At 61.9% G+C, this 13,059-nt stretch carries 13 protein-coding genes; 12 read left to right on the top strand and 1 reads right to left on the bottom strand.

Annotated features, from left to right (window positions below; translation table 11 throughout):
• Positions 1 to 87: 87 nt before the first annotated feature.
• From U0L91_RS03140 to U0L91_RS03100, 9 genes are all read left to right on the top strand, one after another.
• On the top strand, positions 88 to 1,782 hold the full coding sequence (locus tag U0L91_RS03140; RefSeq protein WP_330044777.1) for a DAK2 domain-containing protein: 1,695 nt from the start codon (positions 88 to 90) through the stop codon (positions 1,780 to 1,782).
• A gap of 19 nt (positions 1,783 to 1,801) precedes the next feature.
• Entirely contained in the window at positions 1,802 to 3,928 is a 2,127-nt protein-coding gene (gene recG, locus U0L91_RS03135) for an ATP-dependent DNA helicase RecG (RefSeq protein ID WP_481804513.1), read from the top strand.
• 105 nt (positions 3,929 to 4,033) lie between these two features.
• Positions 4,034 to 5,356, top strand: a complete 1,323-nt coding sequence (locus tag U0L91_RS03130) for a D-alanyl-D-alanine carboxypeptidase family protein (protein WP_330044776.1) — start codon at positions 4,034 to 4,036, stop codon at positions 5,354 to 5,356.
• 64 nt (positions 5,357 to 5,420) lie between these two features.
• Positions 5,421 to 6,866: a nicotinate phosphoribosyltransferase gene (locus U0L91_RS03125; protein ID WP_330044775.1), complete on the top strand. Its 1,446-nt coding sequence runs from the start codon at positions 5,421 to 5,423 to the stop codon at positions 6,864 to 6,866.
• 144 nt (positions 6,867 to 7,010) lie between these two features.
• Positions 7,011 to 7,466, top strand: a complete 456-nt coding sequence (locus tag U0L91_RS03120; protein ID WP_330044774.1) for a putative ABC transporter permease — start codon at positions 7,011 to 7,013, stop codon at positions 7,464 to 7,466.
• A gap of 68 nt (positions 7,467 to 7,534) precedes the next feature.
• Positions 7,535 to 7,660 carry a hypothetical protein gene (locus tag U0L91_RS03115; RefSeq protein ID WP_330044773.1) on the top strand — a complete coding sequence of 42 codons (126 nt, stop codon included), beginning with the start codon at positions 7,535 to 7,537 and terminating at the stop codon, positions 7,658 to 7,660.
• Positions 7,661 to 7,802: 142 nt separating this feature from the next.
• On the top strand, positions 7,803 to 7,937 hold the full coding sequence (locus U0L91_RS03110; RefSeq protein ID WP_330044772.1) for a hypothetical protein: 135 nt from the start codon (positions 7,803 to 7,805) through the stop codon (positions 7,935 to 7,937).
• A 128-nt stretch (positions 7,938 to 8,065) separates the two neighbouring features.
• Entirely contained in the window at positions 8,066 to 8,716 is a 651-nt protein-coding gene (locus U0L91_RS03105; RefSeq protein WP_330044771.1) for an HAD family hydrolase, read from the top strand.
• 33 nt (positions 8,717 to 8,749) lie between these two features.
• A complete protein-coding gene (locus tag U0L91_RS03100) occupies positions 8,750 to 9,769 on the top strand; it encodes a glycosyltransferase family 2 protein (protein WP_330044770.1) in 1,020 nt (339 codons plus the stop codon).
• A gap of 39 nt (positions 9,770 to 9,808) precedes the next feature.
• On the opposite strand, the gene U0L91_RS03095 is transcribed toward U0L91_RS03100, so the two are convergent.
• The gene (locus tag U0L91_RS03095) at positions 9,809 to 10,708 is read right to left on the bottom strand and encodes a MerR family transcriptional regulator (RefSeq protein WP_330044769.1); all 900 of its coding nucleotides are present in this window, start codon (positions 10,706 to 10,708) and stop codon (positions 9,809 to 9,811) included.
• 153 nt (positions 10,709 to 10,861) lie between these two features.
• Here U0L91_RS03095 and U0L91_RS03090 point away from each other — a divergent pair, with 153 nt between their 5' ends.
• Genes U0L91_RS03090 through acpS form a run of 3 tightly spaced genes read left to right on the top strand, consistent with a single transcriptional unit; the run spans position 10,862 to position 13,050 of the window.
• Positions 10,862 to 11,251: a hypothetical protein gene (locus U0L91_RS03090; RefSeq protein ID WP_330044768.1), complete on the top strand. Its 390-nt coding sequence runs from the start codon at positions 10,862 to 10,864 to the stop codon at positions 11,249 to 11,251.
• A 39-nt stretch (positions 11,252 to 11,290) separates the two neighbouring features.
• Positions 11,291 to 12,664 (top strand): CCA tRNA nucleotidyltransferase, encoded by a 1,374-nt coding sequence (locus U0L91_RS03085; RefSeq protein WP_330044767.1) that lies wholly within the window; start codon positions 11,291 to 11,293, stop codon positions 12,662 to 12,664.
• Positions 12,661 to 13,050, top strand: coding sequence for a holo-ACP synthase (gene acpS, locus U0L91_RS03080; RefSeq protein ID WP_330044766.1), 390 nt, complete (start codon positions 12,661 to 12,663; stop codon positions 13,048 to 13,050). Before U0L91_RS03085 ends, acpS begins: the two co-directional genes overlap by 4 nt.
• The last annotated feature ends 9 nt before the right edge of the window (positions 13,051 to 13,059 follow it).

The raw sequence follows: 13,059 nt of genomic DNA, 5'->3' as shown, positions 1-13,059 counted from the left end.
CCGGGGTTCGGGCGGCGGCAGCGGCCGGAGCCCGTCTGGAACGGTGCGCCGATGCCGGAAGAAAACTGAATGAGGTGCAACTGAAACATGATTACTGGCAAGATTCTGCGTGACGCCATCCTTTCCGGCGCCAATAACATTGCAAACCAGCGTACCCGCGTGGACGAACTGAACGTCTTCCCGGTACCGGATGGCGATACCGGCACCAATATGAGTATGACCATCGGTGCGGCTGTCAGCGAACTGACGGCCATGCCGGATTCCTGCACGGTCGCGGAAGCCAGCAAGGCAGCCGCCTCCGCCATGCTGCGCGGTGCGCGCGGCAACTCCGGCGTCATCACCAGCCTGCTGTTCCGCGGGTTCTCCAAGGCGCTGGCCGGCAAGCAGACCGCCGAGGCGTCCGACCTGGCCAAGGCCTTGCAGATGGGCGTCGAGGCTGCCTACAAGGCGGTCATGAAACCCACCGAGGGCACGATCCTGACGGTCACCCGTCTGGCTGCCGAAGCGGGCGTCGCCTGCACCTCGGATGACGTTCCCACGCTGTGGCAGACGATCTGCACGGCCGGTCAGGAAGCGCTGGAGGATACCCCCAATCTGCTGCCCGTTCTGAAGAAGGCCGGCGTCGTGGATGCCGGCGGTCAGGGCATCATGCTGGTCTTTGAGGGCATGAAGCAGGTCTTTGACGGCGGTGAGATCATCGCCGGCGAGGAAGTGGCCGCCAAACCCAAGCTGGATTCCAGCGCGGCCGGCAAGGGCGTCTTTGCCGATGACCTGATGAAGGTCGAGGATATCAAGAACGGCTACTGCACCCAGTTCCTCGTCCATAAGAATGAGGGGGCCAGCATCACCCGGCTGCGCGCCTTCCTGGAGTCCAACGGCGACTCGGTTGTCGTCATCGAGGACGACGATGTGGCCAACTGCCATGTACACACCTCCGATCCCGGCATGATGCTCAGCGAGGCCATCAAGTACGGCTACCTGACCAACTTCAAGATCGAGAACATGCACGAACAGTTCCTGGCCCGCCAGAAGCAGGCTAAGGGTCTGGAAAAGCAGGCCGAAGCGGAGGAGAAGGCCGCCGGTTCTGCGGAGCAGTTTGTCTATGCGGCCGTTGATCCCGAGCGCGATTACGGCTTTGTGGCCGTTGCGGCCGGTGACGGACTGAAGTCGGTGTTCGAGGACCTCGGCGTGGATGCCGTGGTTTCGGGCGGACAGACGATGAACCCCGCCACCGAGGACATCCTGGCCGCGATCCAGAGCGTTCCCGCCAAGACCGTTCTGGTCCTGCCCAACAACAAGAATATCATCATGGCCGCGGAACAGGCGCAGAAGCTGGCCGACCGCAAGGTTCTGGTTCTGCCCACCCGCACCGTGCCCCAGGGCATGACCGCCATGCTCAACTTTGACCCCGATACCGCCGCCGAGGAGAACGCCGTCAACATGATGGCCGCCGCCGAGAAGGTTTCCACCGGTCTGATCACCTACGCCGCCCGCGACAGCGAGTTTGACGGCAAGCCCATCCGCAAGGGCGAGATCATGGCGCTGGAAAACGGTAAGATTGTCTCGACGGGCACCGATCTGACCAAGATGACCTACCGTCTGGCCCGCTCGATGAAGAAGAAGGACACCCAGTTCATCACGGTCATCTCGGGCGCCGACGTGACCGACGAGGAAGCGGAAAAGACCACCGAGCTGGTTCAGACCAAGTGCGGTTCCAGTGTGGAAGTCAGCCATATCAAGGGCGGCCAGCCGGTCTACTACTATATGATCAGCGTCGAGTAATCTGACCCCCGATCAAACAATATCAAAAGGACGAACAGGCTTAACACGCAAGTTCGTCCTTTTTCATAACACAGCCGCTGGGCCGGGAAAGGAGGCGGACACCATGCCCACCATTGACAGCGACATTCAGTACCTCAAGGGCGTGGGCCCCGCCTACGCCAAAAAGTTTGCCAGACTGGGCATCCATACCATCCGGGACCTGCTGCTCCACTACCCGCGCCGCTACCTGGATTACTCCAAACCCTATGCCATCGCCGAGGCCCCCTATGACGCCGATTGCTGCGTCCGTGCCACGGTATGGCAGCGCGATCCCGACCGCCGCATCAAGGGCGGCAAGGTGCTGTCCCGCGTGACAGCCTCGGACGATTCGGGCATCCTGCAGCTTTCCTGGTTCAATGCGCCCTACGCGGCCCAGAACCTCGTGCCCGGCGAAACCTACTACTTTGAAGGCCGGGTGGGCGGGGGACTGACCCGGCGCGAGATGCTCCATCCGCTCGTGCGCACCGAGGAGCAGGTCCGGGCGGCTCCGCTGCTGCCCGTCTACGGCACCACCGAGGGGCTGCCCGCCTCCCGGGTGACCCGCTGCGCGCAGGCGGCGCTGGCCTATGTGGAGGAACTCCAGGATCCGCTGCCTCCCGAACTGCTGACCCGCTACCGGATGCCCGACAAGGCGCAGGCCGTGCGGGCCATCCATCTGCCCCATGACGAAGCCGAGACCGCCGCCGCCCGCCGCCGTCTGATCTTTGAGGAACTTTACCTGCTGCAGCTGGGAATTTTCCTGATGCGCGGACATGGCCGGCAGGCCGCCGGTGCTCCCATGCGGGCACTGGATCTGGAACCTTTCTGGCGCAGCCTGCCCTATGCCCCCACGGGGGCGCAGCGCCGCGCGGCAGGGGAGATCTGCCATGACCTCTGCGGCAAGGTGCCGATGAACCGGCTGCTTCAGGGCGATGTGGGCAGCGGCAAGACGCTGGTGGCCGCCGCGGCCATCTGGTTTGCCGCCCAGAACGGCTGGCAGAGTGCAATGCTGGCCCCCACCGAAATTCTGGCCCGCCAGCATGCCGCCAGCCTTGCCGACCGGCTGGAACCCTTCGGCGTCAATGTGACGCTGCTGGTGGGCGGCATGAAGGCAGCGGAGCGCCGGGTGGCCCTGGCCGCCATTGCAGACGGCCGGGCCGGGCTTGTGGTGGGGACCCATGCGGTCCTGACCGATGCGGTGGTGTTCCGCAACCTCGGGCTGGCGATCGTCGATGAACAGCACCGGTTCGGCGTGCGTCAGCGCGGCTTGCTGGCCGGCAAGGCGCGCAACCCGCACCTGCTGGTCATGAGCGCCACGCCCATTCCCCGGACGCTGGGACTGCTGCTCTACGGAGATCTCGACATCTCGGTACTGGACGAGTTGCCCCCCGGCCGCAAACCCATCAAAACCTGGTTCATCACCGGCAAGAAACGCCGGGATATGTACGGTTTTCTGGAAAAACAGATTGCGGCAGGGCATCAGGTCTATATCGTCTGCCCGGCCATCGAGGAAAACGAGATGGATGCCGGCATGAAGGCCGTCAAACAGTACTATGAACAGACGGCCTGCCCGTTGCTGCCGGGCCGGCGGATCGGACTGCTTCACGGCAAGATGAAGCCGGTCGAAAAGGACGAGGTCATGCAGCGCTTCAAGAACGGGGAACTCGATGTGCTGGTCAGCACCACCGTCATCGAGGTGGGCGTGGATGTGCCCAACGCCACCGTCATGGTGATCGAGAACGCCGAGCGGTTCGGCCTCTCGGCGTTGCATCAGCTCCGCGGCCGTGTCGGACGGGGCGCGGCGGATTCCTGCTGCATCCTGATCTCGGACAATGAGAGCGAGGGTGTGCGCAGCCGTCTGCATTTCCTCTGCCGGACCTCCGACGGTTTTGCGGTGGCACGGTATGACCTGGAAACCCGCGGCCCCGGTGATTTCTTCGGCGAGGCCCAGCACGGACTGCCGACGCTGCGCATTGCCGATCTGGTGCAGGATACCCGCACACTGACGGTGGCCCAGAATGAGGCCAAGGCCCTGCTGGCGGCCGACCCCAATCTCAGTGCCCCCGAACACAAGGCGCTCTCCGACGAGGTGGAACGCCTGTTTGCCACAGCCGGTGCCATGAACTGAACCTCTCCCGCTTTTCTTTGTTTTTCCCCTTTCCATCGGGTGGGATATTTGGTATACTAAAGAATAAATCCGAATCCAACCTGTTCTTTCACCAAGGGACATGCCATGAAACAGATCCTGTCCGCACTTTTTGCAGCGCTGCTTCTCGCGGCGATGTTTGCACTTCCGGCGGCGGCAGAGGAGGCCCAGCCTTCCTTCGAGGTCACGGCCGAAGCCGCCTACATTGTCAATACCGATACCAATCTGGTCGTCTACGAGAAAAACAGCGAAACACCGATGTCGGCGGCCAGTCTGACCAAACTGATGACGATGATCCTTCTGCTGGAAAACTATCAGGACCAGCTGGACACCGTCACCGTCACGGCGCCGGGGTATATCTATGACCTGATCTGGGAGCAGACCCAGAACGCCTCAACGGCGGATATCTGGCGCGGGGAAACCCATACCCTGCGCAGTCTGCTCTATGCCATGGAGCTGCCCTCCGGCAACGAAGCCGCCTACATCGTGGCCGATTATATGGGCGGCGGCAGCATTGACAGCTTTGTGGCGATGATGAACGACGAAGCTGCCCGCATCGGCTGCACCAACACGGTGTTCACCGATCCCTGCGGCCTGGACCCCGGCAACACGACGACGGCCCGGGATGCCTATCTGCTGCTCCGCGTGGCGATGAGCTATGACGCCTTTGTGCAGGCCGCCGGGTCGGCAACCTACGAGATGCCGGCGTCCTCACATCACGATGCACCCTACACGATTCTGGCCAGCGACAAGCTGATTGTCAGCGGCAGCAGCTGCTACCGGGAATATACCCAGGGCGGCAAGACCGGCAGTCTGGACAACTGGCAGAGCTTCGCCGGCTGGCATACCCAGGACGGGGAAACCTATGTGAGTGTGGTGCTGCACGTTCCCAAAACCGATACCAACAGCTATCCCGCCCTGACCGAGACCGCCGATCTGATGGACTGGGCGTTTCAGACCTATACCGTGGCGCCGGCGCTGGATTCCACCCAGCCGCTGACCGAGCTGCCCATCGTCTATTCCACCCAGGCCGATACCGTCATGCTCTACCCGGCGGACGATATGCAGACGCTCCTGCCCCGTGAGGGCGGCAGTGAGCTGACCCAGAAGACCTTCCAGGTCCCCGACCGCCTGACCGCGCCGATCCGCCAGGGCGATGTCGTGGGAACGGTGACGCTCTCCATCGACGGCGTCGAGATCGGTACCGTCGATCTTCTGGCGGGCAGTACCGTGGACCGCAACGAGGTGCTGTATACGATGGCCCGGGTGCAGGAGTTCTTCTCCAGCACCTACTTCAAGGTGGTCGTCATCCTGACGATGCTCGTTGTCGCGGTGTATATCTTCCTTTGGGTGGTGGCGATGCTCTTCACCATCATCCGGGCCGGTGATCCCAACCGTCACCGCCGCTGAACCGGGTCCCCATTCCGCACGGCGCGGATGTGTATAGAAGAAAACCTTAAGGGGGTTTATCTCAATGCTGGATGTTAAACGCAATCTGACAACCATGACCGATTTTTACGAGCTGACCATGTCGGCCGGATACCTCGACGAAGGCTATAAGGACAAGATCGCTGTCTTTGATATGTTCTTCCGCAAGGTGCCGGACGGCGGCGGCTACGCCATCATGGCAGGACTCGAACAGTTTATCAATGCCGTGGACAGTCTGAAATTCACCGATGAGGATATCGCCTATCTGCGTTCCACCGGTGCCTTCAACGAACAGTTCCTGGACTACCTCAAGAACTTCACGCTGCACTGCAATATCTGGGCCATCGAGGAAGGTATGCCCATCTTCCCGCAGGAACCCATCGTCACGGTGGAGGGCCCGGCCATCGAATGCCAGCTGCTCGAAACGCTGCTGCTGGTTACCTTCAACCACCAGTGCCTCATCGCCACCAAGGCCAACCGGATCTGCCGTGCGGCTGCCGGCCGCCCCGTCATGGAGTTCGGCGCCCGCCGCGCCCAGGGCTATGACGCCGCCTACTTCGGCGCCCGCGCCTCCTACATCGGCGGCTGCGGTTCCACCTCCTGCGTGATGGCCGCCCGCGATTTCGGCATCCCTGCCTCCGGCACGATGGCCCATGCCTGGGTCCAGATGTTCCCCTCGGAGTACGACGCCTTCAAGAAATATGCCGAACTCTATCCGGACAACTGCGTCCTGCTCGTGGATACCTACAACGTCCTCAAACACGGCATCCCCGATGCCATCAAGGTCTTTGACGAGGTCCTCAAGCCGATGGGCAAGCGTCCCAAGGGCGTCCGCATCGACTCCGGCGATATTGCCTATCTCTCCAAGAAGGCCCGCCGGATGCTCGACGAAGCGGGCTATCCCGACTGCACGATCTGCGCCTCCAACTCTCTGGATGAGTACATTGTCCGCGACCTGATCCAGCAGGGTGCCCGTGTGGACAGCTTCGGCATCGGCGAGAACATGATCACCGCCAAGTCCGACCCGGTTTTCGGCGGCGTCTACAAGCTGGCCGCCGTCAAGGAGGAGGACGGCAGCTACACGCCCAAGATGAAGCTCTCCGAATCCGTCGAGAAGATGACCACGCCCTGCCTGAAAAAGGTCTGGCGAATCTACGACGAGGACGGCAAGGCCCAGGCGGACCTGATCACGATGGACGGGGAAGAGGTCAACACCCGCAACGGCATCACGCTGTTTGACCCCATCGAGACCTGGAAGGAATGCACCTACGTCAACTGCACGGCCCGCTGCATCTCGACGCCGATCTACCAGAACGGCAAGCGCGTCTATCAGAGCCCGGCCCTCGACGACATCAAGAAATTCTGCAAGGCCCAGGTCGGTACGCTGTGGGACGAAGTCAAGCGCTTCGAGAACCCCCATCGCTACTATGTGGACCTGAGCCAGAAACTGTGGGACACCCGCAGCAGCCTGCTCAAGAAACTCTCCAAATAACGTCCGCTTCCGGGACCCGGCTTTCCGATGGGAAGGCCGGGTCCTTTTGTCTGTCCTTCTCTCAAAAAAATCTTACAAAATGGTTACAGACCGCCTGCCCTGCACAGACTAGGAGCAGACTAACTGTACGGAGGGATGGATCGTATGTTCAAATATCGAATGGCGGGGCAAGCCGAGCTGCTGGCCCTCTTCCCCCTGGGCGGCACGGCCTACCTGGCCCTCGAGATTGCCTGGCGGGGAACCACCCACTGGACCATGTTCTTTGCCGGCGGCGTCTGTCTGTGCGCCCTGCAATGGCTGGAATACCGCCCGATGCCGGTGCCGGTCCTGGCAGCGGTGGGAGCAGCGGGCGTGTCGGGGGTGGAACTGGCTTTCGGGCTGGTCTGTACCGGGGTGCTGCACTGCCGCGTGTGGGATTACAGCCGGGAATGGGGCAACCTGGCGGGCCTGGTCTGCCCCAAATATTCGGCGCTGTGGTACCTGCTCTGCCTGTGGCTGCTTGCAACCATGCGCTTTGTCCGCCGCGGGCTGGCCGCCCGCCGCCCATCCCTGCCGGAACAGTCCGGTTCATGGGACTGCCGGGAATCGCCCGCAGCCTGAAAGTCCATTTTATCACCCTGACTTTCCGGTATACTTCAGGTATACCAAACAGAAAGGCAGGGGTTCCCATGACTGCAAAATTCAAGTACGTTTCCGGCCATATCGAGGTGTATTCCGCCGCCGGTGAGTTTCTGTTCTCCGCCGATACCATGCGCGAGGCATGGGAGGACTATCAGGCGGAACTGTCCGCGTAACGCGTACAAACGTGGACCGTATATGTACAAAATGACGAAACAGTGGAAAATATATAAAAAACTTTTGTAAGATTGTACAAAGTGCATCTTGCATCTCCGGACGAAAACGGATATACTAAAGACAGAAAGGAGATGGGGTTGCATGTTGAACCTGCATACGATCGCCAAATGGATGCGAGGGATTGTCGACAGCGAACAGACCTATGGCCTGCCCGAGGATGTTTACAACGACGTGATCCCGTCGGGACTGCATGATTTTAACCGAATGGATTTCTGACAAACTGATACCCGGACGGTTCCGATAAACGCTCCGCCTCTTCCGGCTGAAAAGTGCCGGAAGGGGTTGTTTTTTTGTGCAAAATTTAGTATCCTTATTTCGTATGACAAAACGAGGGGGGGAGATCCGTGCACCTGACGCCCTATGCGATTTTTGATCTGGACGGCACGCTGCTGGACTCCAACGATATGTGGGAGTCCGTCACCGACCGGGTGCTGTCCCGGTACGGCCGAACCATCACCCCGCAGCAGCGGATGGACAACATGACGCTGACCATTGACGGGGCCGCGGACTATTTTGTGCGGGAACTGGGCGTGCAGGACACGCCGGCCGCCTGTGCCGAACTCATGCGCCGGGAAGCGCAGCGCGGATATGCCGAGCGTGCCCGCGTCAAGCCGGGCGTACCGGAGATGCTGCGTGCCATGCAGGCCCGCGCCGTGCGGATGTGCGTGGCTTCGGGCACCGAGAAACCGCTGGTGGACGACGCCCTGAAGGCCCACGGCCTGCTCGGCTTTTTCGAGTTCACGCTGTCCTGTGACAATCCCGAAGGCAAACGCCGGCCGGATGTGTACCGCCGCGCCAGGGAACGGTTCGGCGTTTCCGACCCCGGATGCGTCACGGTGTTTGAGGACTCGCTCACGGCCCTGCGCACCGCGGCCGGGGACGGCTTCCATACCGTGGGCATCTTTGATGCGCCCACCGCCGGTTGCTGGCCGCAGATCCAGGCCACGGCCGAGATTGCCTGCCGGACCTGGGACGAGTGGACCTGCCGGCTCTGATCCCCAAGTAGAATGAAGAATAGAGGAATCCTGATGAAACTGATTACGTTTACCGTTCCCTGCTACAATTCCGCCGCCTATATGGACCGGTGCATCGAGACGCTGCTGCCGGCCGGCGAGGACGCCGAGATCATCCTGGTGGATGACGGTTCCAAGGACGAAACCGGCAAGATTGCCGATGCCTACGCCGAAAAGTACCCCACCATCGTGCGGGTCATCCATCAGGAGAACAGCGGCCATGGCGAGGGCGTCAACCAGGGCATCCGCCATGCGTCCGGTTTGTACTTCAAGGTGGTGGACTCCGACGACTGGCTGGACGGCGATTCTCTGCAGCAGGTCATGGCCCTTCTGCGCGATTTTGCCGCCATGCCGGAACCGGTTGATCTGCTCATGTGCAACTACGTCTATGAGCATACGGTGGACAACACGCATCACACGGTCAGCTACAAGGGCATCCTGCCGCAGGACCGCGTCTTTGGCTGGGATGAGATCGGCCGTTTCCCGCCGAGCCAGAACATCCTGATGCACACCGTCATCTACCGCACCGAGATCCTGCGCCGCAGCGGCCTCGAACTGCCCAAGCATACCTTCTATGTGGACAATATCTTTGTCTATCAGCCGCTGCCGCAGTGCCGCCGCCTGTATTACAAGAATCTTGATCTGTACCGCTATTTCATCGGCCGCGAGGACCAGAGTGTCAACGAGTCCGTCATGGTCAAGCGAGTGGACCAGCAGGTGCGGATCACCAAAATCATGATTGATGCAGTGGACCTCTACGCGCTGCCGGAAAACCAGAAAAAGCTGCGCGCCTATATGCTCAACTACCTGTCCATGATGATGACGATTTCCAGCGTCTTTCTGACGATGGACGGCAGTGATGAGGCGTTCCGCAAAAAGGCCGAGCTGTGGCAGTACCTCAAGGCGCACGATGAGCGCGTCTATGAGAAGTGCAAATTCTCGGTGGCCGGTGCCTGCAACCTGCCCGGCACCCTGGGCCACAAGCTGACGCTGTGGGGCTACCACGTCGCACAGAAAATCTTCAAGTTCAACTGAGAAAACGGACGGTTCCCTGACGGAACCGTCCGTTTTTTGTCAGTGCGTTTTGTCGTTGAAATGCGTGACGTAGAACCGGTAGGCGAGGATCCCGAACACGACGGCAAGCGTTCCCGGAAACACCAGAAGTTCAAGGACCGGTCCGCCCTGCCGCGCGGCGCGGAAAATCCCGGGCAGGCGGGGCCCGACGATCAGCCCGAAGAGGACGAGAAAGGGCAGGCCCGCGCGGACTGCCCGTACCAGCCGGCGCTTCCAGCCCGGCAGGGATTCGTCGCCCTGTTCGCCCTCAAGATGGCAGCGGATCACGGCCAGCGGTGCACGCCCATACAGTTCATAGACGCGGTCCGCCCAGTAGGGGACACCGTCCACCGTGAAGTGCGGGTACATCCCGCCTTTCGTGATGACGAGATCCGCCTTCTCGGATGCGGCCCAGGCCCGGAGCGCCGCGGCAAATTCCTCGCCGTTCGTGACGGGACCATCCGGAACGAAGGAAAAGAATCCCCGGCTCTGCGCCTGGGCAATGCGCCGGTAATCTTCCTTCCAGCGAAGGAAGAATCCGCCACTGTCTTTGGCATCGGTCATGCGGGCCAGACAGCCGTCCACATCGAGGGAGACAAGGTCCTGCCCGCTGTGCTGCAGCTCCCCGCAGAAGCGGATGGCGGCCTGCAGCTCCTCGGCCTGTTCCCGGAGCCGCTGCTGCTGGCTCCGGGCCGCTGTGTCCAGTGAAACATCCCCCGCCAGCAGCTGCCCGATTGTCTCCAGCGGCATGTCGAGCATCCGCAGCATCCGGATCAGCTTGAGCGTCCGGATCTCCTCTTCGCCGTATTCGCGGTAATCGTTCGCCGCGTTGCGCGCCGGATGAAGCAGCCCGGCCTTTTCGTAAAACCGGATGTTCTGACGCGAAACACCGCTTTGCAGTTCCGCCTGTTTGATATTCATCCAAGCTCCCTCCTTTTCGCTCTTATTATAAAGGTTGAAGTCGGTAGAAGGTCAAGGAAATTCCCGAAATTTTTCTACCCGGCCCTTGGAATGTAGAACCCGGCGACGGTTTGTGCTATACTGAATGAAATACCATCCAAAGGAGTGGAAAGTATGTACAAGTCCGGCGATAAAATGCTGGAGGTTCGCGAACTGCTCATCAAGGCATTCGCCTCCGCCTGGGAGGCCAGCGACAAGGCCACCGACCGCGATACCTATATTCACAGCAGCATCAATGTGATTGATTCCATCCAGATCCAGCCCGAGATGATTTATGCCGAGGAAGGCCAGGGCCTTCTGGACGGCGAGGAACTGGACCATCTGACCGACCTGGTCCGCTCGGACGGCACCTGGGTCTACTACGGCGTCCCGGCCGAGAACTTCTTCATCGTGACCTGGATGCCCGACGCGGCCGCCGCCGAGGAGAAGATTGCGGCCCTGCAGGCGGAAGGGGACTGCATCGCCTGCCATGTCGATCTGTCCCAGCAGTGGGATTTCAACTGACCGGGCAGCTGCCCGAGAAGCGGAAGGAGGTGTCGGCCGGTGACCGATCCTGCGATCAGAATTGCACTGCCCCCGACAGTCTCCCGCCTGCTGGGGGCCCTGCGGCGTGCCGGACACAGTGCCTATGTGGTGGGCGGCTGCGTGCGGGACAGTCTGCTGGGGAAAATCCCCGATGACTGGGACATCTGCACCGCCGCCACACCGGCCCAGATCAAAAAGATCTTTTCGGGCTACCGGCAGATCCTCACCGGAGAAAAGCACGGCACCGTGGCCGTCATTGTCGGCGGGCATCCCTATGAGATCACCACCTACCGGCTGGACGGGACCTATCATGACAGCCGCCACCCCGACGCGGTGTACTTTGTGCCGGAACTGAGCCGGGATCTCGCCCGGCGGGACTTCACCGTCAATGCGATGGCCTACGCCCCCGGGGAAGGGCTTGTGGATGCGTTCGGCGGCCGGGACGACCTGCGCGCCGGCATCATCCGCTGCGTGGGCGTGCCCGAAGAACGCTTTGCCGAGGATGCCCTGCGCATTCTGCGGGCGGTCCGTTTTGCCTCCCAGCTGAACTTTTCGCTGGACGGCGCCACCGCCCGGGCCGCCGTCCGGGACGCTGAAACAATACAAAATGTATCGGCAGAACGAATTTATACAGAACTGGACAAGCTCCTGGCCGGTCCTGCGGCCGGTCGGGCGCTGAGCAGCTGCGGCAGCATCCTGGCGGGGGCCATTCCCGAGATCGCCCCCTGCATCGGTTGTACCCAGCCGGGCCGCTGGCACTGCTATGACGTGTGGCAGCACACGGCGGTGGCGGTCGGGGCGCTGGATGTCAGCGGCCAGGACGAAAAGGGCGCCCGCGTGCTGCGCTGGAGTGTGCTGCTCCATGACCTGGCCAAGCCGGAATGCCGCACCCTCGGACCGGACGGCGCCGCTCACTTTCCGGGCCATAACCAGCGGGGCGGCCGGATGGCAAGGACCATTCTGCGCCGCCTGCATGCCCCGTCCTACCTGATCGAGGGGGCCGGCGTGCTGGTGGCCATCCATGACAGCGCGCTGCCCGACGATGTCCCCGGCACGCTGCAGATGCTCAACCGCTACGGCGCGAGCTTCCTGCAGCGGCTCTGCCGGGTCAAGCTGGCCGATCTGGCGGGCCATGCCCGCAACAGTGCCGTCGAGGCCCGGGAACGGCAGGTGCGCGCCTTTGAGGCACGGATGCTGGAACTTTCCGCGACGGCCTGCTACACGGTGGGCCAGCTGGCCGTCAACGGCGGCGACCTGATGGCACTCGGCATTCCACCCGGACCGGCGGTGGGGCAGATCCTCAACCGGCTGCTGCAGGCAGTCATGGAGGGCAGGCTCCCCAACGAGCGGATGGCATTGCTGCGCCAGGCCGGAAAGGAGTACGCACCATGATCTACGGGATCGGAACCGACCTGTGCCGGGTGGAGCGGATGGAGCACTGCCTGGCACGTCCGGCATTTGTGCAGCGTGTCTTTGCGCCCGCCGAACAACAGCTGCTGGACAGCCGCCGCGGCAAGGCACGGCTGGAAACCGCCGCCGCCAACTTTGCCGCCAAGGAAGCCTTTCTCAAGGCGTGCGGCACGGGCCTGGCCGGCTATGCGCTGCAGGAAATCGCCGTGCTGCGCCGCCCCGGCGGTGCCCCGTACCTGCAATGCAGCGGCAGGGCGGCGGACTTCCTGACAGAACAAGGACTGGCCGCCCATCTGAGCCTGACCCATGAGGCCGGGCTGGCCGCCGCCTTTGTCGTCCTGGAATTTCGGACGGCGGCGGATGATTAAAATACAACC

It is taken from the genome of Gemmiger sp. (genome assembly GCF_036306485.1).
GTDB lineage: Bacteria > Bacillota > Clostridia > Oscillospirales > Ruminococcaceae > Gemmiger.
Note: the sequence above shows the minus strand (reverse complement) of the source record. Positions and strands in the feature narration are given on the sequence as shown.

Coding starts and splice junctions, on each gene's coding strand:
- U0L91_RS03120 (WP_330044774.1), top strand. CDS start 7,011: ATGTTCAAATATCGAATGGCGGGGCAAGCCGAGCTGCTGGCCCTCTTC.
- U0L91_RS03090 (WP_330044768.1), top strand. CDS start 10,862: ATGTACAAGTCCGGCGATAAAATGCTGGAGGTTCGCGAACTGCTCATC.
- U0L91_RS03095 (WP_330044769.1), bottom strand. CDS start 10,708: ATGAATATCAAACAGGCGGAACTGCAAAGCGGTGTTTCGCGTCAGAAC.
- U0L91_RS03130 (WP_330044776.1), top strand. CDS start 4,034: ATGAAACAGATCCTGTCCGCACTTTTTGCAGCGCTGCTTCTCGCGGCG.
- U0L91_RS03115 (WP_330044773.1), top strand. CDS start 7,535: ATGACTGCAAAATTCAAGTACGTTTCCGGCCATATCGAGGTGTATTCC.
- U0L91_RS03125 (WP_330044775.1), top strand. CDS start 5,421: ATGCTGGATGTTAAACGCAATCTGACAACCATGACCGATTTTTACGAG.
- U0L91_RS03100 (WP_330044770.1), top strand. CDS start 8,750: ATGAAACTGATTACGTTTACCGTTCCCTGCTACAATTCCGCCGCCTAT.
- U0L91_RS03110 (WP_330044772.1), top strand. CDS start 7,803: ATGTTGAACCTGCATACGATCGCCAAATGGATGCGAGGGATTGTCGAC.
- acpS (WP_330044766.1), top strand. CDS start 12,661: ATGATCTACGGGATCGGAACCGACCTGTGCCGGGTGGAGCGGATGGAG.
- U0L91_RS03140 (WP_330044777.1), top strand. CDS start 88: ATGATTACTGGCAAGATTCTGCGTGACGCCATCCTTTCCGGCGCCAAT.